Raw genomic sequence first — 25222 nt, forward strand, 5'->3', positions numbered from 1 at the left:
CCGCTGCGGCTGCTCAGAGGGCCATGACCATCTCATGCCAGGCCATGCCACCATGCTCCGACGGCGATGGCTGCACGTACTGGTAACCCATCTTCTGGTACAGCGGTACATGCTGCTGCTTGCACATCAGGTGGATGGTCTGCTTGCCCGCGGCCTTCATGCGGTTGACGAACTCGTCCATCAGACGCCTGGCATAGCCTTTGCCCTGGTGCGCCGGGTCGACCACCACCGACATGATCACCACATTCGGCGCTTGCGAGTCGTGCCCGACCAGTTCCTTGAAGGCTTCATCGGCCATCTCCACCTGGTGGGCGCAGCCGCTGTTGATGAAACCGACGATCTCTCCCGCCTGCTCCAGCACCAGGAAACCTTGCGGGTACTGCGCGATACGGGTACGGATCTTCTCCAGTGTGGCCGCTTCATCTCCCTCGTAAGCGCCGATTTCGATGGCGTAGCAACGCTCGGCGTCTGCGGCGGTGGGGGTGCGGAACTGCGGAGTGCTCATGGCGGGTTTCCTTGACGATGATTGGCAAAGCGGCCGTCATGGTAAATGACTAGCCACCTGGACAGGCAGCTTTCTCAAACCCGTTGCTTGGCGCTTGCTGAGGGCCACGGGTGACAAGCATCATGGCGCATTGCCCACTCACCATGGATACGCCGATGGCCTCAGTGCCGCTATCGCTCGCCGAACCCGGACGCTGCAAACGCTTGAAGGCTGCCAGCAGCCAGGCCCACGACGATGTTGACCAACGGGTGATGGCCGCCAGGCCTTTCGACAACCGCGAACGCTACGGTCGCTTCCTGCAGGTACAGCATCGCTTTCATGGCAGTCTGCTGGCGTTATACCGCAGTGAACAACTCAACCTGCTATTGCCTGGGCTGGCGCAGCTGTCGCGCGCTGCCGCGGTCGAGCATGACCTGAGCGATCTGGGCCTGCCAGTGCCGGCGCTGCCTCGGCAAGTCCGTGCCAGCACGGCCCAGGCCCTGGGCTGGCTGTACTGCAGCGAGGGGTCGAACCTTGGGGCTGCGTTTCTGCTCAGGCAGGCCCAGCGCCTGGGCCTGGACGCCGGCCTCGGCGCTCGCCACCTGGCGCCGCATCCGCAGGGCCGGGCGCTGCCCTGGCGGCAGTTCGTCGCCAGGCTGGACGGCTTATCGCTGAATGCGCAGGAAGAAGCCGAGGTGGTCGCTGGTGCGATCGCCGCGTTCGGCAGCTACCAAATGCACTTGCGAGCGCTGCTTGCCTGAATCAGCAACCGCTGATCGGGTTGTTTCAAAAGTTGTACAAGTTGTTGCCATCGCGAACTTTTTTCTGTTTGCCGGTCTATCTGGGAGGCACAGAAAGGTAGCGGGACGCGAGACAGAATCGCCAACCACCTGCTGGCCAGATGGCTCAATTGTTCTCAGAGGTTGGCTTCGCTCATGAAAATACATGTCGCAAGGTTGATGCTGCTCGGCCTGTTCTCGTTGGCGGCGGTGGGCACGGCATCGGCAACCCCCATGAAACCGTCCGTGGCGGCTGCCCCGGCGGTGCAATCCCCCCTGCAGCCTGCCGGCAACCCCTGGGCGAAGTTGGCCAGTGTGGCCGATGCGCAGCCCGCCACGCTGCTGGCTCATGGCGACGACCGCTGGCATGACCACAGAAGCGACTGGCGCCGCGAACAGTGGCGCCGCGAGCAGGCCCGACGTGACTGGGAGCGCCGGCGCGACTGGGAATACCGCCGCGACTGGGAACGCCGGCGAGACTGGGAGCGCCGCCACGAGCGGGCCATGCACCAGCGCTACCATGACGATTACCGTTATTACCGCCGTTGATGGGCAGCAACCAGCGCGGCCTTGACGGCCGCGCTGGTTGGTCAGGTGGCAGTGTCCGCCGCCGCCTCGGCTTCCATCTTCAGGCGGTCCGCCTTGCAAATGTACTTTGGCTTGCGTGGCGCCAGTTTCGCACTGGCCTTCCTGGCATGCGCCTGCAACAGCTGCTTGATCTTCTTGCGACGGTTCATTCTCACTCGACCTGTCAGTGCGGGATTGCCTGGGCACATCATACCTTGCCTGGCCCAGCGCCTGATTGACGTTATTTTCACACGCGGCAGATTAGCGTCACGGCTTTTCCGGCGCCGGGCAGATCGGCTGGCCGCCATGGTACGACGAGGCATCCGTGTCACACACTCCTTCCCCTTCTGCGCCGCAGCGCGTGGACTGGGCCGGCCTGGGCTGGCTCCTGCTGTTCTTCTGGTACTTCTCGGGCGTGACCCAGGCGCTGCTGCTGTTCAGCGGCACCACCGGTTTCGCCGGCTTCCGCGACGCGCTGTTCCTCAGCAGCCTGTGGCTGGCCCCGGTACTGCTGCTGCCTCGCTTCACCCGCGCCACGGCCGCGGTCATCGGTGTGGTGCTGTGGGCTGCGTCGCTGGTGGGCTTGAGCTACTTCGGCATTTATCGTCAGGAGTTCTCGCAAAGCGTGATCTTCGTGATGTTCGAGTCCAATACCGCCGAGGCCGGAGAATACTTCAGCCAGTACTTCAGCGCCTGGCTTGGCCTGGCGCTGCTGCTGTACACGCTGGTCGCGGTGCTGCTGTGGAAGCGCGTGCGTCCGGTGCGCCTGCCGCTGCGCAGCCGCCTGCCAGTGGTCGCCCTGTTGCTGCTGGCCAACCTGGTGTATCCGTTCTACAAGCAGATGGTCACCCAGCAGCGCAGCTTTGCCGACGCGGCAGAAAAGGTCCAGCAGCGCATGGAACCGGCCGTGCCCTGGCAATTGCTGGTCGGCTACCGCCAGTACCGCCAGCAGCTGGACAACATGCAGGAACTGCTTGCCCAGAATGCCGCGCTGCCGCCCTTGCAGAACCTGCGCGACAGCAGCGGTACCGCGCCACGCACACTGGTGCTGGTACTGGGCGAATCGACCACCCGCGAACACATGCACCTGTACGGCTACAACCGTGACACCACGCCCAACCTCGATGCCCTGGCGGCCAGCGACGACGGCCTGACGGTGTTCCGCAACGTGGTGTCGCCACGCCCCTACACCATCGAAGTGATGCAGCAGATCCTCACCTTCGGCGACGAGCAGAACCCGGACCGCTTCCTCACCGATCCGTCACTGATCAACCTGATGAAGCAGGCCGGCTACAAGACCTTCTGGATCACCAACCAGCAGACCATGACCAAGCGCAATACCATGCTGACCACCTTCTCGCAGCAGACGGACGCGCCGGTCTACCTGAACAACCAGCGTAACCAGAACGCCAGCCAGTACGACGAGGTGGTGCTGGCGCCGTTCGACAAGGCCCTGCAGGACCCGGCACCGAACAAGTTCATCATCGTGCACCTGCTGGGCACGCACATGGACTACCGCTACCGCTACCCGGGCGACTACGCGCATTTCACCGACCGCCAGGGCGCGCCCGGCGTGCTGACACCCGAGCAGCTGGAAACCTACAACTTCTACGACAACGCGGTGCGCTACAACGACTATGTGGTCTCGAGCCTGATCAAGCGCTATTCGGCCACCACCCCCAATGGTTTCCTGCTGTACCTGTCCGACCATGGCGAGGACGTGTACAGCTCCGGCAACCACGACCGCCTGGGGCGTAATGAAGGCGCGCCGACCCGGCCGATGTACACCATCCCGTTCCTGCTGTGGACCTCGCCAAGCTGGCGGGCCGAGCACCCGCGCGACTTGCAGGCGATGGCCGACCGACCCTACAGCAGCTCGCACCTGATCCACACCCTGTCCGACCTCGCCGGGCTGAGCTACGACCGCTACGAACCGGGCAAAAGCCTGGTAAGCCCGCAGTTCGTGGTGGCGCCGCGCTGGATTGGCGACCCGTACCGCAAGGATGGCCTGCGCGAATTCGACCGCCTGCCGCTGGACAAGGCCGAGCGGGTGCAGGAGACGGTCAGCAACAGCCAAGCGCAGAACGGTGCAGGCCCGGACTGACGGTGTGTAATTGCGCCCCTTTCGCGGCACAAGGCCACGCCTGCTCAGGCTAACGCAGTCCCTGTAGGAGCGGATTTAGCCGCGAAGCAGGCGACGCGATAGGTGGCACCGGCTGTGCCGGTGTTCGCGGGCCTGCCCGCTCCCACAAAATCGGGCAAGCCGCTGGATCTTGAGCAAAACAGAAGCTTGCACCAGCTCAACCTCGCTTCAGTCAGGCCGGCTGGCTACAACTCCCCTGGCGGGCGCTGCTTCGCACGGCCTCGGCCAGCTTGCGCAGGTTGGCCTGGTGGGCATTGACCAGGCTGGCGATGCTGTTGTCCGCTGGCGTTTGCAACAAGGTGCGGCAGGTCAGTTCGGCCTGCCCCGGCTGGCTCAGACGCCACAGGGCTTCCAGCGAGGCATAGCGCCCCGGCACCGTATCGAAGCGCTGCACGTCTACCCGCAGCAGCGCCTTGCTACCCGCCACCGGCCCACCCAGCTGGTCTTGCAGGGCACTGCGGAATTCGTCCACCAGGTTGGCCCCCCACCACTCCGTCTCGAGGATGGCCAGGCCGCTCTGCCCTTGCCGTACCACCAGTTGCGGGCGGTCGACTTGCGGCGGCACCGCCACCCTGGCGACCTGGATGCGTTGGCCGCCATCACGCACCGGCTCGCTCGGCACCAGCGTGTGATAGTTGTTGGGCGTGCTGCAGCCCCACAACAGCGCCAGCAGCCCGGCCCCACATACATTGCGCAGTCGTTGCATTGGCTGTCTCCTCAGGGTTCAAGGCCCGCGGCCGCTTTCGGCCGACCGCGAATCAGCGACTCGGGGTGCCGGCCCAGGTAATCGGCGAGGTCGCGCAGCGAACGCGACATGCGCTCCAGTTCGTCCAGGGTCTCCCCCATCCGTTCGCGCTGCGGCGAGTCTTCGGCAATCGCCGCGTTGGCCGTGCGCAGGGTCTTGTGCATTTCGTCCAGCGCCACCTGCACATCCGGCAACGTCTGGCCATTGAACTGCCTGAGGCTGGCACGCAGCTCGCGCAGGCTGCCATCGAGGTTGCTGGCGATGCTCTCCAATGGCAGTTTGCCGATGCGCTCCACCACCCGTTGCAGCTGCTCCTGCAACTGTTCCAGGCTACCTGGCAGGGTCGGGATGGTGATCGGATCGGCGGTCTTGTCGAAAGCGACCTTGGGGGCATCCGGGTAGAAGTCCAGGGAAATGAACATCTGCCCGGTGATCAGGTTGCCGCTGCGCGCCTGGGCCCGCAGCCCATGTTCGACGAAGGTGCCGATCAGGCGCCGGGCGCCGTCCAGGTCGCCCTCGCTGTGCTTGAACACCGCCAGCATCTTGCGGTGCACCGGCCCCAGGCGCTGCGGGTAAATCACCGCATCGACCACTACCGGAAACGCCTGCCGGGCAGCATCGTAATCGAGCTTGATCGAGGTGACCCGGCCAAATTCCACCCCCTTGAACTCCACCGGCGCACCCACCGACAGGCCACGCATGGCCTGGTCAAAGCGCAACTGCAGGTATTGCGCCTGGCCACTAGGCGGTGCCAAAGCGGAATCCCGGTCGGCAAACAACTGGAAGCGCGCCTGGTCGGCAGCGGGCTCGGCTTGCGCGGCGAAGTCGGGCGAGCCAAAGGCCAGCCCGCCCACCAGGATGGACGACAGCGACTCGGTATCGACCTTCAGGCCGTTGGCGCCGATCTGCATGTCGACCCCGCTGGCGTTCCAGAAGCGGGTGTCGGCAGTGACGAAGTTGTCGTAGGGAGCTTGCACGAACACACCGATCTCCACACCCTTGCCGTCGCCCTGCAGGGCGAACGACACCACCTCGCCCACGGGTATCTTGCGGTAGTAGAGCGACGAGCCGACATCCAGCGAGCCGAGGTCGCTGGCGGTGAGCACAAAGCGCTTGCCTTTTTCGTCATAGGTAATCGGTGGTGGCAGTTCCAGGCCGACAAACGACTTCTCCGGCACATTCGACTCGCCGGCATCCGCGCCGATGAAACTACCGGATAACAGCGTGTCCACCCCAGAAACGCCGCCGACCCCGATGCGTGGCCGCACCACCCAGAAGCGTGCCCCCTGGGTGGCGAAGGCACGGGCGTCGTTGGACAGCTGCACCTTGGCGACCACGCTTTTCTTGTCGTCGGCCAGGTCCACCGTGGTGACTTCGCCAATCACCACGCTGCGGTACTTGACCTGGGTTTTATGTGCCACCAGCCCTTCCCCGGTGTGGAAGGCAATGGCAATCACCGGCCCCTGCTGCATCCAGTTACGCACCACCAGCGACGCGCCGATCAGGATCGCCACGATCGGCACGATCCATACCAGCGACACGTTCCAGCGCCGGGTGCGTACCTCGACCTGCCCGGGGCCATCGCGGTTGTCAGTCTGCTGCCCCATCAATGCGGCCCCCCTCGTTGGCATGGCGATCCCAGATCAGGCGTGGATCGAAGCTCATCGCAGACAGCATGGTCAGGACCACCACCATGCCAAAGAACAGGATGCCCACCCGGGGCTCGATGGTGCCCAACCCACGTAGCTGCACCAACGCCGCCACCAGCGCAACCACCATCACATCGAGCATCGACCAGTAACCGATCAACTCGACGAAGCGGTACAGCTGCGAGCGTTGCCGGCAGGCCCAGGTAGAACCGCGCTGGGCGGTGTAGAGCAACAGGCCGAGCGAGAAGAACTTGATGGCCGGCACACCAACGCTGGCAATGAAGATGATCAGGGCGATGTCCCAGGCCCCGGCCTCCCAGAATTCCAGCACCCCACCGCCAATGGTGCTTTCGCTGCCACTGCCGAGCATCTCGGTGTGCATCACCGGCAACAGGTTGGCGGGGATGTAGAAAACCAGCGCTGCCAGGAGAAAGGCCCAGCCACGGCTGATGGCATTGGTCTTGCGGCGGTGAATGGGCGCACCGCAGCGGCCACAGGTGTGTATGCCACGCGCTAGCGTGCAGGCCTGGCCACAACCATGGCACAGGCACAAGCCCAGTTCATCGGCGGTAGCCGGGGTGCTCATGGCTGTTCCCACAAATCGCGTATGTCCTTGCCGGCGACATGGATGATCAGCATGCTCAGCGCGGCCAGGGCCAGCAGGCCGATGCCGGGGATGACGTCGAGCAACCCCGCCAGCTTGATCACCGCCACCAGCGCCCCCAGCAGGCACACCTCCAGCATGCTCCAGGGCCGCAGGCCTTCCAGGCTGCGCATGCACACGGCAAAACCGGGCGCGCGCTGGCCAGCCAGGGCAAAACCCAGCAGCCAGCACAACAGCCCGATCTGCAGCACCGGTGCGACGATGATGGACAAGGCCATGACCAGGGCGATGAAGGTGATGCTGCCGTGGCTGAGGATCTGCACCGAGTCCCACAACGTCGCCGAATGGGTCAGCCCCTGCATGCCGATGGTCATCACCGGGTAGAAGTTGGCGAACACCAGCAGGATTCCGCCCGTCACGCTCAGTGCCAGCCGTTGCTGCACGGTCAGCGAGGTGTACCGGTACAGCACGCCGCCACAGCGCTGGCACAGGGCACGCTGATGCTTGAGCAGCGGCGCACGGTGATACACCGTGTCGCAGTATTCGCAGATGATCAGGTGCTGGGTCTGGCTCATGGTGCTTCCACGGGTAGCCGGGATTCAGACCGGGATGCGCAGGCGAACAGTATTTGATATCCGGTTTAGCCCATCTGGGCAAAACTGCCATCCGCACGGCCAGGGCGAACTATTCTGAGAGTCGGGATCCCGCCCGCTGGAGGTGTAGCATGCGTAGGTCGACGTGGAGTTACCTGTTGGTACTGCTGTGCGTGGCCCCGACCGCCCTGGCGCAGTCGGTGGTACCGCTCAAGGGCCAAAGCAGCCAGCAGATGCAGCTGGATATCAACGACTGCAACACCGTGGCGACCAATGCCGCCAACAGCGCCGCGACGTCCAACGACCCGCATGTAGGTGGTCGCGTGCGTGGGGCCGCCGCTGGCGCGGTTGCCGGTGCGGCGGGCGCACAAGTGCGCGGTAACCAGCACGACGCGCTGTATGACCGGGCCAGTGACGATGCCAAGCAGGCCTACCGGCAGAACCGTGCCGGCGAGGTGGCCGCCGCCGGTGCCGCCGTCGGCGGCATGCGCCAGCGCCAGGAGCGCCGTCAGGACCGCCGTGGCCAGGACGAAGCGCAGACGCAGGCCCACGCCAGTGCCTATGCCGGCTGCCTGCAGGGACGCGGCTATCAGGTCAATCCCTGAGCGACAGGCACGTCATGCCGCGGCAATGGGCGGCTTGGCGTGCCATTTCAGAACTTCGCCAATTGTTCCCGGCAGAATTCGACGAACAACTGAGCCGGCTTGGTCAGTTGCACCCGTTTCAACCATGCCGCCGCCAGCCCGGACAGCGCGACCGGCTCGGCAATATCCACCATCGCCAGACGCTGGCCGTCGTAGGTGTACGGTGAATGCGGGCGCGTCACCAGCAAGGAAAAACCGAAGCCCTGCCCGACCATGCCGCGCACCATCTCGATCGATGGCGAGCTGAAGACGATGTTCGGTGTCAGGCCCATTTCGTTGAACAGGCTGACGAAGTAGGTGCGGCTCGGGGCCACGTCCAACAGGATCATCGGCTCGGGGCACAGGTCGCGCAGCGACACCTGGGCCTGGCCGGCAAAGCGGTGCTGCTCGGGCAGCAGCACATAGGGCTTCTGCGGCGGCATCAGCGGTTCGGCTTCGATGGTGCCGTCCAGGTCGTGATCGTAGAGAAAGGCCAGGTCGAAGGTGCCGGCAGTCAGGCCCTGGATCAGGTCCTGCTGTTCGCCATCGCGCAAGCGGATGTCCACCCCCGGGTAGCGTTGGCGAAAGCCGGCAATCAGCCGCGGCAGGTAAAGCGGGGCCACGGTTTCGAAACAGCCGATGTCAATCTGCCCAGCCACGGTGTCGTTATCGGCCAGGGCGTTCTGCTCGAACTCGTGAGCCATCTGCAGCAGCGACTTGGTCTTGGCGTAGAAGCGTTTGCCACTGGGCGTCAGCGACACGCCCTGGGCGTGGTGGCGGATGAACAGCTGCACGCCGAAGCTTTCCTCCAGGCTCTTGATCGCCGTGGAGATGGACGGCTGGGCGATGTACAGCTGGCGCGAAGCCTCGGCGACACTGCCGGCCTCCACGGTGGTGACGAAATACTTGAGTTGTCGCAGGGTATAGGCAGCCACAGGTACCTCTTGGACGCCGGTCTGGGCGCGCTGGGATCATGCCTGTCACTTTACCCTCGGCAGCGCTCGGATGGGGAACCGGTGGTAAAGGATTTACCTATGCCTTGGGCAGGTTTTTCTGAAGGGGCGCCTCAAGCGCCCCTCCTGGATCACTCGAAATCGATGTTGGCCAAGACGCACTCGTCGCCCACCAGCTTGTAGCCAGGCTCACAGGGCATTCCGTCAACCGGCCCCACTCCGGGATTGCGCCTGGACCGCGTCACCTGAGGCGGCGCATTCTCCAGCTGATCTGCCGTAGGGGTGTCTTGCAGTTCGTTGCTGAGTTCTTCTTGCATGGGCATTCGCTCCTTGGGGTCATCATTTTGCCTGGCCTACACTAGAGCCGGCTTGCGCATCAACCCACCTGGAAACCCGGCCCGGCCTCCGCCAGCGGACAGCTACTTGCCAGGCATTGCCACTGGCCAATTACCGCCGAGCGTCTTTACTGGTACTTATCGGCCTCAAGCTCACGGTGTGCGCCTATGAAGATCGTGGTCACCAGCATCCTCGTCGACGACCAGGCCAAGGCCTTGGCTTTCTACCACTACGTACTCGGCTTCGAGCCCAAGCACGACACCCCCATGGGCCGGCACCGCTGGCTGACCCTCACTTCCCCCAACGACCCCAACGGTGTCGAACTGCTGCTGGAACCCGACGCGCACCCGGCTGCCAAGGCCTACAAGGCGGCGCTCAAGCAGGACGGTATCCCTGCCACCTCGTTCGGCGTGCGCGATATCCAGGCCGAGTACACCCGGCTGTGTGCAGCGGGTGTGCAGTTCACCCAGCCACCTACCAACCAGGGGCCGGTCACCGTGGCGGTGTTCGATGACACTTGCGGCAACCTGATCCAGATCGCCCAGAAGCACTAGCGGCTAGCCAGGCGCCAGCGGCAGCCGCAGGGTCGCTCGCAGCCCGTGCGGCAGTTGGTTGCGCAACTGCACGCTGCCGCCCAGACGCGTCATGATGGTACTGACGATCGACAGCCCCAGGCCGGCGCCATTGGCCGAGCCCTTGCTGTAGAAACGCTCGAACACCCGTTGTTGCTCCGCCTCGGCGATGCCCGGCCCTTCGTCGTCGACACTGACCAATAGGGCCTGCCCTTCGCGCTGCAGGGTCACGGTGATGCGTCCGCCCGGCGGTGAATGATCCACCGCGTTGGTCACCAGGTTCTGCAAGGCAATGCCCAGCGCGCCGGCATCGGTATGCAGGCGGTAGTCACCGGCGGCAATGTCCAGCGAAGGCTCAAGCCCACGTTCCAGGATCCACGGGGTCAGGTCGGCCAGGGTCTCGGCCACCAACCCCTGCAGATCGACCGACGGCCAGTCACGCCGGCCGGGCCGGGGCTCCAGGCGGGCCAATGTCAACAGCTGGTTGACCACCCGGGCAAGGCGGTCGACACCGCCCATGAGAAAGCCCAGCGCCTTGTCCCGCTCGGCGGCGCTGGCCGCATTGAGGGCGTTCTGCGCATGCAGGCGCAGGACGGCCAACGGGGTGCGCATTTCGTGGGCGGCATCGGCGATGAAGCGATGCTCGCGGCTCAGCAGGTCGCCGATCTGCCCGAGCAGGCGGTTGATCGCCGCCTGCATCGGTTCCAGTTCCTTCGGCAACGGGACCAGTTGCAGTGGCTCGAGTGAGTCGGCATGGCGGGCGCGGATGACCCTGGCCATGTTCTGCAACGGCCGCAGGCCCCAGCCGATAGCCGCCCACACCAGTAACGCCAGCGCCAGGCTGCCGAACAGGAAGGGCAACAGCGTATGCCGCACGATGCGCTCGACCAGGTCGATACGCACATCGCTGCGTTCGCCGACCCAGATCACCCAGCGCTTTTCCGGCACCGGCAAGACGAAACTGCGCCAGCGCCGCGCATCCACCAGCACATCGGCAAACCCCGGCTCCCGGGGTGGCTGGTCCAGCTGCGGGGCGCTGGGGGTATGCACCAGCAAGGTGCCGTCGTCGGCCCATACCTGAAAGGCCAGCTTGCTCTCGTAGGGGTGCCCGACCCGGTGCCGGCCGGCCTTGCTCAGCGCCTCGTCGAAGGCCCGGTACAACTCGCCACGGCTCTGTTCCTGCACCGGCAGGCTCATGATGCCCTGCAACAGCCGGGCGTTCTGCGCCAAGTGGGCGTCGTAGACCTCGGTGATTTCGTGACGGCTGTCGTGGTAGTTGTACAACGCCAGCAGGCCGCTGCCGAGCAGCAGCAATAGCATCACCCGCCACAAGGTGCGTTGGCGCAGCGAACTCATGCCTTGCCTTCCGCCAGGTAGCCGATACCGCGCACGGTGCGGATCAGGCCATTGAACAGTTTCTTGCGCAGGTGGTAGATGTTCACTTCCAGGGTGTTGCTCTCGGGTTCTTCATCCCAGCCATACAGCAACTGGGTCAGGCGCTCACGGGTGAATACCTTGCCCGGCTGGGCCAGCAGTTCGTGCAGCAGCAGGTATTCCTTGGGCGTGAGCACCACCAGCTGGCCCTGGTAATGCACCTGTTGGGTGGCCGGGTCCAGGCGCACCCCGGCGTGCTCGATGAGCAACTGCGCGCGGCCGCTGCTGCGCCGCAGCAAGGCCCGCAGGCGGGCTTTGAGTTCGTTGAGGTCGAAGGGCTTCACCAGGTAATCATCCGCACCGGCGTCCAGCCCGGTGATGCGATCGTCGGTGGCGTCGCGGGCGGTCAATACCAGCACCGGCAGGCTCTTGCCGGCAACGCGCAGGCGCCGCAGCAGTTCGATGCCGTCCAGGCGTGGCAAGCCCAGGTCGAGAATGGCCAGGTCGAACGCCTCGTGAGTCAAGGCATGCAAGGCGCTGGCGCCATCCTGCAGCCAGTCGAGGGTATAACCCTCGCGGCGCAGGCCGTCACAGATCCCCTCCCCCAGCGCGACGTCGTCTTCAACCAGCAGCAGGCGCATGCTCAATCCTGTTTGTCCTTGATCGCTTTGAGTAAAGCATCGATTTCACCGCGTCGGCCCTGGTCAGCCAACTCGCGTCCGGGCCGGGGCGGTGCCTGCAAGGCCTTTTGCAGGGCGGCGCGCGCTTCGCCATAGCGCTTCAGCCGGTACAGGTGGTCAGCCCAGAAATAGTTGCTGTCGATGCCGTCGGGGTTGATTGCCAGCGCCTGGCGCAGCATGGCTTCGGCCTTGGCCGGGTCGCCGAAGCTCAGCGGCCAGCCCGGCACCTGGTCGTACAGCGCGCCGAGGCTGGTATAGGCCGAGCCTTGCAGCGCCTTGGGGTCGACGGCCAGGGCCTGCTCCAGGCTGGCGCGCGCGGCCTTGACCTTGCCCAGCGCCCCCAGCCCGCCCGTGGCACCGGCCCAGCTGCTGTTGACGATGCCATCCCAGATCAGCGGTTCGGCCGCGCCCGGGTGCTGGCGCACCAGCGCGGCCGACTGCACCGCCAGGGCCTCGAACGCGCTGGCACGCTGGGCTTCTGGCAACTGATAGCGAATCACCGCCCAGCGCTGCTGGATGGCATTCAGCTGCTGGGTAGCGTTCTGGTCAAGGGCCCAGGTGAACGGGGCGACGGCCAGCAGGCTGGCCAGTAACAGACGTTTCATTTGCTCGACTCCTTGTTGTGCCAGGTGCTGTAGCGGCGGATCAGCGGCAATTGCTTGCGCAGGGCGCGGTCGACCACGCCCGGCAACATGCCGTTGAGGCGCACGAAGAGCTTTTCCGGCCAGCCCAGGTACAGTTCGCTACGCTCGGCCTGTACCGCGGCGAGCACTGCCCGGGCCACGTCCTGCGGGTCGTCGACGCCCACTTTCAAGGCCTGGTTGAGGGCCTGCGCGGCACTGCTGTTCATCGCCGTGCGGGTGGTACGCGGCGCCGCGTACAGCACGCTCACCGAGGTGTCAGCCAGTTCCCGGCGCAGTGCTTCGGAAAAGCCGCGCAGGGCAAACTTGCTGGCACAGTAGGTGGCATAGCCGGGGTAACCGATCGAGCCGTAGATCGAACCCACGTTCACCACCAGGGCACTGGGTTGTTCGCGCAGCAGCGGCAGACACAGGCGGGTCAGCTGGATGGCGGCCTTGACGTTGAGGTCGAACAGCTCGTCCAGGGCGGCTTCGTCCAGCTGTTCGAGCAAGGCGAAGCGGTTGACCCCGGCGGCATTGATCAACAGGTTGCAGTAACCCATGGCCCGGGCCGCTTCCAGCACCTCGCGGCGGCCTTCAGTGCTGCGCAGATCGGCTTGCCGCCAATACAGCTGCTGCGGGTAGCGTGCCATCAGCTCGACCAGCCTGCCCTTCTGTCGGCTGACCGCCAGCACCCGCGCGCCGGCACTGCACAACTGGTCTGCCAGCGCCAGGCCGATGCCGCCGCTGGCACCGGTGAGCACCGCCACACAATCAGGCAGGCGCATGCTGGGCCTCCTGCTGCGTGGCACGCGGCAGCCCTTCGAACATGGCGGTGTACAGCCGATACACCACTTTAGCGGCATGAATCACCGCCTGATGATCCTCGCTTGCCTCCAGGCGGTTCATCAGGCCACGGTAAGTGGCCATATGGTCCTGGTCCAGGGCGCCGTGGGAACTGAGGTAGCTGAACGCCTGATCCGGCAGGCCAAGGCTGCTCTGCAAGGTCCCGGCGGCTTGGGTCGCGAGGGCAATGCTGGTGCCTTCGAGGACGTTGACCATGCCGAACAGCCCGACCGGGTTGCCACGGGCGATCTGATCGTAGAGAAACGCCACCATCAGCTCGATCGGCAATGCCGGACGGCTATTCGCCACCTGCAGCGGGTCGCCACCACAGGCAGCGATGTCATCGAGAATCCAGCGCTCATGGCCGTATTCATCCTCGATGTACTCGCACACCGCACCACGCAGCCACTCCAGCCGCGTCGGCAAACGTGCCCCGCAAGCCATCATCAGCGGCACGGTATGCCGCACATGGTGGTAGGCCTGGGCCAGAAACGCCACATAGGCCTCAAGGCTGGCCTTGCCGGCCAGCGCGTCGCGGATCACCGGAACGCTGAACAACGCCGTACGCTCATCGGCGGTTTCCTGTTGCAGCCTATCGAAGAAAAGCATGGCAAACCTCGCAGGTCATTGAAGGTCGGTTAACAAGGCGTGGTAACGCCGCAGGATCTGTTCGCGGCGTGGCCGGCCGTTGGCGGTCAGGGTTTGCCCGGCGGCGTTCAAGGGTTCGGGCAGGCGCCGCCAGGCATGCACCCGGGCGTAGTCCGGCAGCCCGGCGTTGGCCTGGCGCACGGCTTGCTCGAGCGTGTGGTCGTCGGCGTGCGGGTCCAGTGGCCAGAGCAGCGCCAGGTTGTGTGCCAGGCCCTCGCCGTAGACGAAGGCCTGGGCGATCACCCCACCCTGGGTCAGCTCGGCCTCGACCCACTCGGGGTTGACGTTGCGCCCGAAGCTGGTGCTGTACTGGTGCTTCTTGCGCCCGGCCAGGTAGAGGAAGCCGTCGCTGTCGAAGTGCCCGAGGTCACCGGTCGACAACCAGGGTGCGTTGAACGCTGGCTCACCCAGGTAGCCGAGCAATGCCGAGCCGGCCACCTGCACCTCGCCATCGTCGGCAATCCGTACCCGCACATGCGGCAGTGGTCGCCCGACACTGCCCGGGCGCCGCTCACCGGGGCGGTTGAGGCATACCACCGAGGCGCATTCGGACAAGCCGTAACCTTCGAACACCGGGAGCCCGACCGCCTCGGCGCGGGCCAGCAGGCTGGGCGCTACCCGTGCCCCGCCTACCGCCACGAAGCGCAACGGGCCTACCCGCATCAGGCCACGCTCGATGGCCGTGACCAGGCCGAGCAGCAACTGTGGCACCAGGATCAGGCTTTCGGCGCCACTTACGGCGATGGCACCCAGCAGCTGCTTGAAATCAACCTGGCTGGCGCCACGAAATCCCAGCTGCGCCTGGGGGTACAGGGCGATGCTCGCACCCGCCAGCAGGGCCGCGTACAGGCCGAGGTTTTCCAGCAGCACCGCCAGCGGCAACACCGCCAGGTACCTGGTCGGTGCTGTCGGGCGGCTGGCGGCCTCGAGCTCGCGGGCGACCCGCAATATGGCCTCGGCACTCAGGCACACCCCCTTGGGTGCCCCGGTGCTGCCGGAGGTGTAGGTGATCTTTGCAGTGCCCGCTGGCAAGTCCACGCCCGCGCTCGGCGGGCGCCTCCAGAAGCGCTCGCCGGCACTGAAGCCGCAGGCGTGCAGATCGTCTGCGAAAGCCTCGTCGGCCAGTGCCAGCACCGCGCCACTCTGGGCCAGGCAATGGCGGCGCTGGGCACTGCTGAAGAACGCCGGGAGGATGACGATGGGGCGCGCCGCGAACAGCGCAGCCAGGTCCCAGAGCAGCGCTTGTGGCCCGTTTTCCAGGGCCAGGACGAAAGTGCCCGGCGGCTGCGCGCTCAGCCAGGCCTGGCGTTGTTCGACCTCATCCAGCAACTGGCCATAGGTGAAGCGCTCGGCAGCCCCCAGCAGCGCCGGTTGCGCCCCCCGGTGGCGGGCATGCAGTTGCAGCACTTCCTTGAACAGCTGGCATTCATGCGGCATGGCCAGCCTCCGGCACGCTGCTGGGCAACCCCAGTCGTTCGTACACACCGCCGCGGGCCAGGGCTGCATGACCATAGCCGATGCTGCCGACGAACACCTGCGGGTGCTGCGCGTAGTAACTGCCCCAGCTGTCGGCGTCGCCATTCAGCCGACCAGGATCGGCCATGGCCAATGCCGTAGGCACCAGGCCCAGGCGATGAAAGCTGTTGACCAGGGTCGCGGCGCCAGTAAAGGCCACCCATTGCAAGCCACGGGTAGCCAGCAACCAGGTCACGGCGATGATCATGATCCGCGCGCTGCCGGCGCTGAGCGCCGCCAGGTTCCCCACTTCGACCAACTGCGCACGGCTCACCGGGTTGGCCGCCAGCCGGGTCACGGCGACCTCCAGCGGCTCATCCAGGTAACGCTCGATAAAGGTCGGGCCGGTGCTGGCCAGGCGGATACCCACGGCGGCCATCAAGCGCCCGTGGCTGTCGTGCAGGCCGAGCAGTTCGGGCAGGTAATGCTGCACATCGGCATGGTGGGCGCAGGCAAAGCGGGCGTGAATGAACTGCTCCAGCTCGTCGCGCCCTGGCTCACCCGGGAGTTTCAGGCTCAAATGGGCGAGCCGGTCGCCGTGGCTACCGATCGCCAGCGGAAACAGGCTGGGGCTGTCTGCCTGGGTCATGGCTGTCCCCTTCAAGGTAGGTGTCGAGGGGGAGTATCGGCGGCGAATCTGAAGCCAATCTGAAGTGCTACATTTGCCAGGGTCCACAAGCGCACCCACAAGGAACAACAGAAAGATGCGCCACGAATTCAGCGAAGTGCTCAACGACCTGGTCGACTATTTTCTGCTTGGCGATATCCAGCTGCTCGAGCGCTTCAAGCTGGAACAGCAACTGCCCGACGACCTGGCCCATGCATTCACCCACGGCGACAGCGGCGACCAGGCGGTGCGCGAGGGCATCGTGCTGCCGCTGGCCGGGGTCGACAACCTGCCCTACCGCATTCTGTTCACCCTCGACCAGCACACCCCGGCCCTGCGTGAACCCGGCAGCCGCCTCAAGCACCGCCGCAATGGCTATGTGCTGCGGGTCGAACACGGGGCACTGCTGCTGTACACCTGGCGCATCCTGCAGCATTTCACCCCCAAGACACTGGGCGACCTGTTGGCGCGCTACCAGGTGCCGGGGCGCCCGATCATCGAGCTGGACAATGGCTGGTATGACGTCGAGGTGCTGGCGGGCGCACTGGTGCGCGACGGGCTCTATGAGCCGGCGTTCGAGTTCGTGCTGAAGAAGCGCTGGAGCCGGGGTGAGGCGGTGGGCGTGGATACCGGGTATGCCTTTGGTTTGCGCGGGTACTTCGATTGATGAACTGCCGGGACTGCTCGGCTGCCGGTGCTGGCCCGTTCGCAGGTGAACCCGCGAATGGGCCAGCACAAGCGCGCCCCTCAGGCGTGATGGATTTCCCGGTCCTTGGTCTCCGGCATGAAGAAGATACCCAGCACCGCCGTCATTACCGCAATCACGATCGGGTACCACAAGCCGTAATAGATATCACCGGTCGCCGCCACCATGGCAAACGCCACGGTCGGCAGGAAGCCGCCGAACCAGCCGTTGCCGATGTGATAAGGCAGTGACATCGAGGTGTAGCGGATACGCGCCGGGAACAGCTCTACCAGCCAGGCGGCGATCGGCCCGTAGACCATGGTCACGTAGATCACCAGCAGCGTCAGCAGTAACAGCACCATCGGGTAGTGGATCTTCGCCGGGTCGGCCTTTTCCGGGTAGCCCGCCTCTTTCAACGCGCCGCTCAGGGTGGCGGTGAAGGCCTCGCTCTGCGCCTTGAAGTCCGCCGCTGCCAGGCTGCTGCCATCAAAGCTGGGCAGGACCCGCTCGCCAATGCGGATCTGCGCCACGCTGCCCGGCTCGGCCGCTTCGTTGGTATAAGGGATGGCCCGTTTGGCCAGCAGGCTCTTGGCGATATCGCACGAACTGGTGAATTTGGCCTTGCCCACCGGGTCGAACTGGAACGCGCACTGGCCTGGGTCGGCTACCACTACCACCGGGTTCTGCTCCTGGGCGACGAACACGTCCGGGTTGCCGTACTGGGTCAGCGCCTTGAAGATCGGGAAGTAGGTCAGCGCCGCGATGATACAGCCGGCCATGATGATCTTCTTGCGCCCGATGCGGTCGGACAGGCTGCCGAAAAAGATGAAGAACGGCGTGCCGATCAGCAGCGAGCCGGCAATCAGCAGGTTGGCGGTCTGTGGCTCGATCTTGAGCATCTGCAGCAGGAAGAACAGCGCGTAGAACTGCCCGGTATACCACACCACCGCCTGCCCGGCAGTGCCACCCAGCAGCGCCATGATCACGACCTTGAGGTTGTCCCAGCGGGCGAACGACTCGGTGAGCGGGGCCTTGGACGCCTTGCCCTCGGCCTTCATCTTCATGAACACCGGCGACTCGTTGAGCTGCAGGCGGATGTACACCGAAATCGCCAGCAGCAGAATCGACAGCAGGAACGGCACACGCCAGCCCCAGGCCTCGAACACCTCGGTACCCATGGCCGTGCGGCAGGCCATGATCACCAGCAGCGACAGGAACAGCCCGAGGGTGGCAGTGGTCTGGATCCAGGCGGTGAAGAAGCCGCGCCGCCCCTTTGGCGCATGCTCCGCCACATAAGTGGCCGCACCGCCGTATTCGCCACCCAGGGCCAACCCCTGCAGCAGGCGCAGGCTGATCAGGATGATCGGTGCCGCCACGCCGATGGTGGCGTAGCTGGGTAGCAGGCCGACCACCGCCGTCGACAGGCCCATGATCACGATGGTGATGAGGAAGGTGTACTTGCGCCCGATCATGTCGCCCAGGCGGCCGAACACGATGGCGCCGAACGGCCGCACGGCAAAGCCGGCGGCAAACGCCAGCAGGGCGAAGATGAACGAGGTGGTCTCATTGACGCCGGCGAAGAAATGCTTGGCGATGATCGCCGCCAGTGAGCCGTACAAGTAGAAGTCGTACCATTCGAACACCGTGCCCAGGGACGAGGCAAAGATGACCTTGCGTTCGTCCCGGGTGATACCGCGTTGGGGCGCACTACTGCCCGTGGATGTGCTGTCGAGAACCGCCATGGGGTGCCTCCGTCTTGTCGTCATGCAGGCCGGGAGCACCTCATCCGCTGTTTCACCGTCGCACCCAGGCCCTGGGGGCTTGCTTTGGTTATGCGAAGCACGACGAGGCAGGCCGCCTCGGATCGCAGCAAGGTATCTGAAGCATAATAGGCTTTGGCGGGATATCCACTCCTGGCCGTTGCTACGACACGGGCCCTTTCAACTCGACCTGGTTGCCATCCGGGTCGTAGCAGTACAGCGACGGCCCTTCGCCTTCAGCGCCGTAGCGTTTTTCCGCGGGCGCCACTGAAACCCCCGCAGCCTGCAGGTACGCCCTCAGCGCCGGCTCGTCGAACGGCTCGATGCGCAGGCAGAAATGGTGCAGGTTGCGCCCCTCGGCCCCCGGTGCCGCGCCACCCTGCTGGCCCAGCGGGCCGTCGAGGCTGACCAGGTCGATCATCGCCGTGCCGGTGGCCAGGTGGACCATGCCCAGGTCTTCGCGCACGCGGCTGACCGTGCAGCCGAGCAGCTCGGTGTAGAACGCAATGCTGCGCGGCAGGTCGCTGACCCGCAGAACGAGGTGGTCGATGTGCTTGATGGCGAACGGGCGCATGCCGGGGCTCCTTGTGGCAGTCGGCTTCCTGTAGTCAACGATCAGCACGATAGCCTAGCGGCGCGCCTGCCGCTATTCGTTCACCAGGCGTTGCAGCACGCCGCCTTCATGGCGGGCCAGGATTCGCAGCAGCTGGTCGACCAGCGCCCGGTCCGGGGAATCCAGATGGAAGTGGTGCCCGCCCGGGTGCCACGACACCTTGGCGTGGCCAGGCAAGGCTGCCTGGCGCCGGGCAAAGGCCTCACCGGTGAATGCCCCCTGACGGCCGAACAGCAGGTAAAGCGGGCAGCGGATCTGACTGAGCAGCTCACAGGCCTCGCGCTCGGTCAGCGGCATGGGTTCGGGCAGTACCAGGCGCGGGTCGTGGCGCCAGCAATAACCATCACCCAACTGCAGCAGGTCGCGCAGCGCCAGCAGGCGTGCCGCCTCCTCCGACAGTTCGGTGTCCAGGCGTTCGCGACGTTGCTCCAGCGCGCTGTCCAGGTCTTCGAAGCGGCACACGTCCGCCTCGGCAAAGCCCTGCAGCTGGCTGCGCTGGACCATGCGCTTGAGCCGGTAGGCCCGGGCCAGATGTTCGACGCGGTCATCCTCGGCCACCGTGAACGGTGCCCCCATGCCGTCGAGGAAGGTCATGCTGACGATACCGCTGGTCATGGCCGCCAGCAGCGATGCCACACCGCTGCCCATGCCATGGGCCAGCACATGAAACTGCCCCAGGCCCAGGCTTTCGGCCACCGCCAGCATGTCCTCGGCATGCTCCCACAGGTAATACCCACTGTCGTGGCGGCGATGATCGGAGCGGCCGTGGCCGACCAGGTCGGGGGCCACCACGAAGCAACCATCGAGCATCGGCGCCAGGCGCTCGAACGAGGCGGCATTGTCCAGCCAGCCATGCAGGGCCAGCACCGGTATACCGTCCTCCGGGCCCCAGCAGCGGACTGCTATTTCGATGCCGTTGTGGTCCAGCAAGTGGTCCCTGGGTGTCGTTGATGCGCGCATGGGTAGCTTCCTGTCTAAGGCCTGGCAAGACGGCGACGCCCTACCTTGGCCCGATGCCCTGCCCGGCATTGATACCTGCCCGACCCTGGCATAGGCGATACCGACACGGGTCGAGTAGTTATCTACCACTCTTTCGCGACCTGCCTGTCATGCAATGGCGCCTTCCCACTTGAGGAGCAACCCATCATGACATCCACGACGCCGTTCCACCTGCGTCAGCTCGATCGCACCTTGCCTCACTGGCCACGGCAGCTTGCCCGCCATCACGTCAGCGCCCTGCTTGCCAGCCAACGCATGATGCCGGAGCCGATGGCTTCAGCACCTTGCTGTTGGCCTATCGCGAAAGTAGCCAGGCCAACCCGCCACGCGTCAGGCCTGGATCGCCGCCCAACCAAGCTGGCGGCGCTTCCTCAGGCGGCGTTACGGCCAGCGCTTCGCAGCACTGGATGAACGCTGATACCGCGGTATCGAGTACCTGGAATATTGCCTTGACCCGGAGAACGAGGCGGTCACAACCCTGGACGCACCGGTACGCGAAGTGTTGAACGAAGTGCTGCCCGACGCGGTGCCAGATGCCACAGGCGTACTCCCCCGTCTCGAGCTTGACAGCCAGCGGTACAACGCCGCGCTTTCACGCCTGGGCAACAGCCGCCAGGCAGAGGAAGACGCCCTGTACCTGCGCCTGACTGCCCAGCAAGACCCCAACCCGAGGCACTGACCCTCACTGCCCGCGCAGGTCTTCGAAGAAGGCCTGCCGACCATCCACCTGGCTCGAGGCGCGCGGGGCTGTCGCGGCTTCACCGTTGGCAGCTTCGACATGCCAGTAACAGTGCTGTACCGCACGGGTCACCGCCACGTAGGCCAGGCGCTGTACCTCTTCCTTCTGCGCCGTGTCGAACGGTTGCGCATCACCGGGCTTGCCCAGCCCAGCCTGGCGATACACCTGATTCTTGTACGGCGAACAGGTCAGGTACTGGCAGTCGCCCAGCATGAACACGGCGTCGGCCTGCAAGCCCTTGGCACTGTGGTAGGTCAGCTGGCGCAGGCGGCGCTGCTCGGCCGGCAGCGCTGCCTCGGCTTGCAGCACGCTGTGCAGGTGCTCGTTCATCAGCGCCCTGTCGCTGCCCTTGCGGTACAGCATCATGACCGTCTCGCCACGCTGGTAGTGCTCGATCAACGTTTCCCCCAAAGCGGCCTCGTCACGGTCGAACACCTTGACCGGCGAGCCGGGCAGTTCCGCCGCCGGGCCACTGGCCCTGGCTTTCTTCCCGGCAATCGCCGGGGTGCCCTTGACCAGGTGCTCGGCAGCATCGATCACCTGCTGCTGGCAACGGTAGTTGTCGACCAGCATCACCCGCGTATGAGCCGGCGACGGGAAGGCCTTGGTGAACTCCATGAAGTAGGTGGGCGAACTGCCGCGCCAACCATAGATCGACTGCCAGTCGTCACCCACGCACAACAGCGATGAATGCCGGGCATTGCGCCCGTTGTACATGGCCGGGCCGCGCCGGCGAATCTCGGCGAGGCTGGCGCGCAGCCAGCTGACGATCTGCGGTGATACGTCCTGGAACTCGTCGATCATCAGGTGCGCCAGCGGCCGCAGCAAGGCGTCGGGCAGCAGCCGCAGGTTTTCCGGGTTGTTCTCGCCGAACAGGGCGAACATCCGGTTGTAGCTCATGACCGGTGGCGACTGGTCCAGCAGGTGCGCCTCCAGGGCCTTCCAGTACAGGGCCAGGGCTTCGAAGAACAACGCGTCGCTGTCGCCTGGCGGAAAGCTCATCGCCGCCACGGCAGGGTTGACTTCCAGGCCGAGGTTCTCGATGAAGTTGGCGGCGCCGACGAAGGCATCCAGCAGCGGTGCGGGGGCCAGCTCGCCCTTGACCTTGTATTCGAAGCCGGGGCCGGCCACCGCATCACCGGCCAGCGAAGCGGCCAGGCGCCGGGCCATGGCATAGTTGTCGAGCCAGATCAGCGGCCGGTCGCAGAATGCCTGCAACAGGGTACGTTTGACCGCCCATTCGGCCCGCACCGCCAGCTTGGCGCCGGGGCGCTGGTACTGGGCGCTTTCTGCCGGGTCGAAGCCCAGCACCACCAGCGGCCCGTGGCCAGCCAGACGGCCATGCACATGGAACTGGCTGCCACGGATCGCGACCGTCTCGCGACAGGGCTCGATTCCCTTGATCGGCCAGGCGCCGGCGGCGAACCACAGGTCTTCGATCACGTCACACAGTTCTTCGTCACGCTGGGCGGCCAGCTGGGTCACCTGCGCGCGCTTCTGCACTTCGGGGTTGTTGGGGTCCAGCGGCTTCAGTTGCAGGGCTTCGCTTCTCAGCAGGCCGACCAGCTCGGCGAAACGCGGGCTGCTACCCAGCAAGTTGCTGTAGCACTGGTTCAGTTGCTGGCGCTGGGCGTCGTTCAGGCGCAGGTCGAACGGGTTGCTCTCGGCATCGGCTTCGCGCCCGGCGGGCATCTCGTTGCCCAGCGTTTCGAACGCTCGTACCTGGGCCAAGCCCGGCAGGCTGCGTACCAGCGGCAGGATGCGCGAATGGAAGGTGCGCACCAGCTCGCGCGCTTGCGCCGGCTGCAGGTCGACCTGCCACAGGGCGCAGACCTGCAGCAGGCGCTTGATGAAGTCCTTGCGCGACTCGCGGGTGAAGGTGACCACGGTCATCGCATCCAGCTCGTAGCCCAGGTAATGGCGCAACAGCAGGATGCGCAGGACCAGCGAGGTCGACTTGCCCGCCCCGGCCCCGGCGACCACACAGGTGGAGGGCGTGTCGCTGAAAATCAGCTTCCACTGCGCGGCACTGGGCTGGGCCGACGCGGGCAGGCGCTGGGCGACATCGGCCTTGAAGCGTTTTTTCAGCTCGGCAGTCAACGGCAGGCGCCAGTCATCGAACAGGTTGTCGTCCTGGCCCGGCACGGCGGCAACGTCGGGGCGGGTATCGCGGATGACCAGCACCTGGCGCCCGGCCTCATAGCCCTCCACCCGGCCGCGCTCGAAGCCCTCACGCATGCCCTCGGCGTGGCCGCTACGCTGGCCGCTGACATGGCCGAGGAACCATGAATCGCGGTGCTGGGCACCCAGGCCGGTCAGGCCGCGGCCCAGCAGGCGCGCTGCCAGGCGGCGAAACCAGGGTAACTGGGCAGGTGGGGTAAGGTCGGCTGGGGCCTGGGTCTGCTCGTGGGCCACGGTCACTCCGGTGAAAAAGCAAAATCAGCGGGCATGTTCGCCGCATCGACGGAAAATCGCCAGTGAATGCTTGCAGATCAGTGGATTAGGCGATGAAGCGGGCAAACTACGCCATCTTTTACATCTAGTTAACTGATCAATTTAAGCCGATATTTACGCTTATTTTCGATCTATATTTGGCGCATCATGGCCCCATTCCACTGATTCAAGGAGCACGACCATGCTGCAACTTCGCCCCTTCGAAAGCCTCGGCCACGCCAACCACGGCTGGCTCGATGCCCACCACCACTTCTCGTTTGCCGAGTACTACGACCCGGCGCGCATGCACTGGGGCAACCTGCGGGTCTGGAACGACGACCTGATCGCTGCCGGCAGCGGCTTCCCACCGCACCCGCACCGCGACATGGAAATCATCACTTATGTGCGTGAAGGCGCGATCAGCCACCAGGACAGCCTGGGTAACAAGGGCCGTACCGAGGCCGGTGACGTCCAGGTGATGAGCGCCGGTACCGGCATCGTACACAGCGAATACAACCTGGAAGACGTCGATACGCGCATCTTCCAGATCTGGATCGTACCGGAGCGCACCGGTGAAGCACCGCAGTGGGGCACCCGGCCGTTTCCCAAAGGTGAACGCGGCGAAGGCTTCGTGACCCTGGCCAGCGGCCGCCCGGGTGACGAGGACAGCCTGCAGATCCGTACCGATGCCCGCCTGGTGGCCGCCACCCTGCGTGCGGGTGAAACCGCCGAGTACCGCTTCGATGCCGCGCGCCGGGGCTACCTGGTGCCGGCCAAGGGGCTGGTGGAGGTCAACGGACTGCGCGCCAAGGCGCGCGATGGCGTGGCGATCGAGCAGGAGGAAGTGCTGCGGGTGACCGCCATCGAGGACAGCGAGATCGTGCTGGTGGATGTGGCCTGAGCCCTTCGCGACGCAAGGCCGCTGCTGCAACAGCCCCGCGCAGGCCAGTGACGATTTTTTACTGGCCGTGCGCAGCCAGTTCCGCAAGCACCTCGGCGCAAGTCGTGACCTGGCGGAAGTGATGCTTCCACAGCTCGATGCCCAGCTTGCCCGACCGGTCCAGCGATGAGCCGACGGTCATGTCGGTGACCAGGGTGGGCATCAACCCCGCATCGAACAGGGCGAAACCGGCGGCCAGCACACAGGTCTCGGTCTGCAGCCCACACACCAGCACGCGCTCGACGCCCAGTTCGCGGATGTACGCGATAGCCTCGGCGCTCTGCCCGTAACCATGCTTGACGAATACCTGGTCGGCCTCGACCAGGCTTTCGTCGTCGGCCGCCGGATGCCAGCCGAGTTGGCGCTCGAACGGGGTGACCTGTTCGTCGTGCAGTTCGACCGAAGCAATGGTAGGTATGTTCGCCGATAACCGGCGCAGGCCATCGACCAGCCACTCGGGCGGACTGAAGGTGGACTGGACATCGACGATGAGCAAAACCTGGCGCATGGGCGGATTCCGGCAGGGGCAAAAGGCGCGGAGTATAGCGTGATCGCCTTGCGCTGGCGCTGGGGTTGAGCCGGCGCGGCCCCGGGCGCGGCCCGTCACGACACAAGGCCGCTGTTGCAGGCGCTACGCGAACGCTTGCAGCAGCGGCCTTGTGCCGCGACGGGCTGCCCGGCAGCCCGTGCATTTCAAGCCAGCAGCTTGTCTCTC

At 65.3% G+C, this 25222-nt stretch carries 28 protein-coding genes; 8 read left to right on the forward strand and 20 right to left on the reverse strand.

The genetic code is table 11. The features are described 5' to 3' along the window. Positions 1-13: 13 nt before the first annotated feature. Positions 14-505, reverse strand: coding sequence for a GNAT family N-acetyltransferase (locus QSV36_RS14895; RefSeq protein WP_289132734.1), 492 nt, complete (start codon positions 503-505; stop codon positions 14-16). 155 nt (positions 506-660) lie between these two features. On the opposite strand from QSV36_RS14895, the gene QSV36_RS14900 reads away from it, so the two are divergent. Together QSV36_RS14900 and QSV36_RS14905 are read left to right on the forward strand one after the other, a co-directional pair. After that, positions 661-1245 (forward strand): biliverdin-producing heme oxygenase, encoded by a 585-nt coding sequence (locus QSV36_RS14900; protein WP_289132737.1) that lies wholly within the window; start codon positions 661-663, stop codon positions 1243-1245. A gap of 198 nt (positions 1246-1443) precedes the next feature. After that, positions 1444-1812 (forward strand): hypothetical protein, encoded by a 369-nt coding sequence (locus QSV36_RS14905; RefSeq protein ID WP_289133379.1) that lies wholly within the window; start codon positions 1444-1446, stop codon positions 1810-1812. Positions 1813-1853: 41 nt separating this feature from the next. Here QSV36_RS14905 and QSV36_RS14910 read toward each other — a convergent pair whose 3' ends face one another. After that, the gene (locus tag QSV36_RS14910) at positions 1854-2000 is read right to left on the reverse strand and encodes a DUF2986 domain-containing protein (protein WP_289132740.1); all 147 of its coding nucleotides are present in this window, start codon (positions 1998-2000) and stop codon (positions 1854-1856) included. Between the two features lie 155 nt (positions 2001-2155). Here QSV36_RS14910 and QSV36_RS14915 point away from each other — a divergent pair, with 155 nt between their 5' ends. Further along, entirely contained in the window at positions 2156-3934 is a 1779-nt protein-coding gene (locus QSV36_RS14915) for a phosphoethanolamine transferase CptA (RefSeq protein WP_289132743.1), read from the forward strand. A gap of 211 nt (positions 3935-4145) precedes the next feature. Here QSV36_RS14915 and QSV36_RS14920 read toward each other — a convergent pair whose 3' ends face one another. The 4 genes from QSV36_RS14920 to QSV36_RS14935 are packed head-to-tail and all read right to left on the reverse strand — an operon-like array spanning position 4146 to position 7546. Then, on the reverse strand, positions 4146-4679 hold the full coding sequence (locus tag QSV36_RS14920; RefSeq protein ID WP_289132745.1) for a PqiC family protein: 534 nt from the start codon (positions 4677-4679) through the stop codon (positions 4146-4148). An 11-nt stretch (positions 4680-4690) separates the two neighbouring features. Continuing rightward, positions 4691-6325, reverse strand: coding sequence for a PqiB family protein (locus QSV36_RS14925; protein ID WP_289132748.1), 1635 nt, complete (start codon positions 6323-6325; stop codon positions 4691-4693). Next, positions 6309-6953, reverse strand: coding sequence for a paraquat-inducible protein A (locus tag QSV36_RS14930; protein WP_289132751.1), 645 nt, complete (start codon positions 6951-6953; stop codon positions 6309-6311). Before QSV36_RS14930 ends, QSV36_RS14925 begins: the two co-directional genes overlap by 17 nt. Then, a complete protein-coding gene (locus QSV36_RS14935) occupies positions 6950-7546 on the reverse strand; it encodes a paraquat-inducible protein A (protein WP_289132754.1) in 597 nt (198 codons plus the stop codon). The genes QSV36_RS14930 and QSV36_RS14935 overlap by 4 nt, the downstream gene beginning before the upstream one ends. Before the next feature lie 149 nt (positions 7547-7695). Between QSV36_RS14935 and QSV36_RS14940 the strand changes: the two genes are divergently transcribed. Continuing rightward, positions 7696-8169, forward strand: a complete 474-nt coding sequence (locus tag QSV36_RS14940; RefSeq protein WP_289132757.1) for a YMGG-like glycine zipper-containing protein — start codon at positions 7696-7698, stop codon at positions 8167-8169. Positions 8170-8216: 47 nt separating this feature from the next. Here the strand turns inward: QSV36_RS14940 and QSV36_RS14945 are convergent, their stop codons facing one another. Then, the gene (locus QSV36_RS14945; protein WP_289132760.1) at positions 8217-9122 is read right to left on the reverse strand and encodes a LysR family transcriptional regulator; all 906 of its coding nucleotides are present in this window, start codon (positions 9120-9122) and stop codon (positions 8217-8219) included. 149 nt (positions 9123-9271) lie between these two features. After that, on the reverse strand, positions 9272-9457 hold the full coding sequence (locus QSV36_RS14950; protein ID WP_289132762.1) for a hypothetical protein: 186 nt from the start codon (positions 9455-9457) through the stop codon (positions 9272-9274). Between the two features lie 186 nt (positions 9458-9643). On the opposite strand from QSV36_RS14950, the gene QSV36_RS14955 reads away from it, so the two are divergent. Then, positions 9644-10030, forward strand: coding sequence for a VOC family protein (locus QSV36_RS14955; RefSeq protein WP_289132764.1), 387 nt, complete (start codon positions 9644-9646; stop codon positions 10028-10030). A 3-nt stretch (positions 10031-10033) separates the two neighbouring features. On the opposite strand, the gene QSV36_RS14960 is transcribed toward QSV36_RS14955, so the two are convergent. From QSV36_RS14960 to QSV36_RS14990, 7 genes are read right to left on the reverse strand one after another with little or no spacing between them, the layout of a single operon-like run. Beyond that, a complete protein-coding gene (locus QSV36_RS14960; RefSeq protein ID WP_289132766.1) occupies positions 10034-11404 on the reverse strand; it encodes a sensor histidine kinase in 1371 nt (456 codons plus the stop codon). Next, a complete protein-coding gene (locus QSV36_RS14965; protein ID WP_289132769.1) occupies positions 11401-12063 on the reverse strand; it encodes a response regulator in 663 nt (220 codons plus the stop codon). The genes QSV36_RS14960 and QSV36_RS14965 overlap by 4 nt, the downstream gene beginning before the upstream one ends. 2 nt (positions 12064-12065) lie before the next feature. Continuing rightward, positions 12066-12707, reverse strand: a complete 642-nt coding sequence (locus QSV36_RS14970; RefSeq protein WP_289132770.1) for a tetratricopeptide repeat protein — start codon at positions 12705-12707, stop codon at positions 12066-12068. Continuing rightward, entirely contained in the window at positions 12704-13510 is an 807-nt protein-coding gene (locus QSV36_RS14975; protein WP_289132773.1) for an SDR family oxidoreductase, read from the reverse strand. The genes QSV36_RS14970 and QSV36_RS14975 overlap by 4 nt, the downstream gene beginning before the upstream one ends. Beyond that, complete coding sequence (locus tag QSV36_RS14980) at positions 13497-14177, reverse strand: iron-containing redox enzyme family protein (protein ID WP_289132776.1); 681 nt, start codon at positions 14175-14177, stop codon at positions 13497-13499. The genes QSV36_RS14975 and QSV36_RS14980 overlap by 14 nt, the downstream gene beginning before the upstream one ends. Positions 14178-14192: 15 nt before the next feature. Further along, on the reverse strand, positions 14193-15653 hold the full coding sequence (locus tag QSV36_RS14985) for an AMP-binding protein (RefSeq protein WP_289132779.1): 1461 nt from the start codon (positions 15651-15653) through the stop codon (positions 14193-14195). Beyond that, the gene (locus tag QSV36_RS14990) at positions 15643-16320 is read right to left on the reverse strand and encodes a thermostable hemolysin (protein WP_186689921.1); all 678 of its coding nucleotides are present in this window, start codon (positions 16318-16320) and stop codon (positions 15643-15645) included. Before QSV36_RS14990 ends, QSV36_RS14985 begins: the two co-directional genes overlap by 11 nt. Before the next feature lie 115 nt (positions 16321-16435). Between QSV36_RS14990 and QSV36_RS14995 the strand changes: the two genes are divergently transcribed. Beyond that, positions 16436-17005 carry a hypothetical protein gene (locus tag QSV36_RS14995; protein ID WP_289132782.1) on the forward strand — a complete coding sequence of 190 codons (570 nt, stop codon included), beginning with the start codon at positions 16436-16438 and terminating at the stop codon, positions 17003-17005. An 80-nt stretch (positions 17006-17085) separates the two neighbouring features. Here QSV36_RS14995 and QSV36_RS15000 read toward each other — a convergent pair whose 3' ends face one another. From QSV36_RS15000 to QSV36_RS15010, 3 genes are all read right to left on the reverse strand, one after another. After that, positions 17086-18765, reverse strand: a complete 1680-nt coding sequence (locus QSV36_RS15000; RefSeq protein ID WP_289132785.1) for an MFS transporter — start codon at positions 18763-18765, stop codon at positions 17086-17088. Positions 18766-18946: 181 nt separating this feature from the next. Then, positions 18947-19357, reverse strand: coding sequence for a VOC family protein (locus tag QSV36_RS15005; protein ID WP_289132788.1), 411 nt, complete (start codon positions 19355-19357; stop codon positions 18947-18949). Positions 19358-19429: 72 nt separating this feature from the next. Continuing rightward, the gene (locus QSV36_RS15010) at positions 19430-20356 is read right to left on the reverse strand and encodes an alpha/beta fold hydrolase (protein WP_289132790.1); all 927 of its coding nucleotides are present in this window, start codon (positions 20354-20356) and stop codon (positions 19430-19432) included. Between the two features lie 538 nt (positions 20357-20894). Between QSV36_RS15010 and QSV36_RS15015 the strand changes: the two genes are divergently transcribed. Continuing rightward, positions 20895-21074: a hypothetical protein gene (locus QSV36_RS15015; RefSeq protein WP_289132793.1), complete on the forward strand. Its 180-nt coding sequence runs from the start codon at positions 20895-20897 to the stop codon at positions 21072-21074. 3 nt (positions 21075-21077) lie between these two features. Here the strand turns inward: QSV36_RS15015 and QSV36_RS15020 are convergent, their stop codons facing one another. Beyond that, a complete protein-coding gene (locus QSV36_RS15020; RefSeq protein WP_289132795.1) occupies positions 21078-23549 on the reverse strand; it encodes a UvrD-helicase domain-containing protein in 2472 nt (823 codons plus the stop codon). Positions 23550-23769: 220 nt separating this feature from the next. Here QSV36_RS15020 and QSV36_RS15025 point away from each other — a divergent pair, with 220 nt between their 5' ends. Continuing rightward, complete coding sequence (locus QSV36_RS15025; protein WP_039613351.1) at positions 23770-24468, forward strand: pirin family protein; 699 nt, start codon at positions 23770-23772, stop codon at positions 24466-24468. A 58-nt stretch (positions 24469-24526) separates the two neighbouring features. Here the strand turns inward: QSV36_RS15025 and QSV36_RS15030 are convergent, their stop codons facing one another. After that, positions 24527-25015, reverse strand: a complete 489-nt coding sequence (locus tag QSV36_RS15030; protein WP_289132800.1) for an isochorismatase family protein — start codon at positions 25013-25015, stop codon at positions 24527-24529. Positions 25016-25222: the final 207 nt, after the last annotated feature.

The sequence above is a fragment of the Pseudomonas sp. BCRC 81390 genome (assembly GCF_030341915.1).
Classification (GTDB): domain Bacteria; phylum Pseudomonadota; class Gammaproteobacteria; order Pseudomonadales; family Pseudomonadaceae; genus Aquipseudomonas.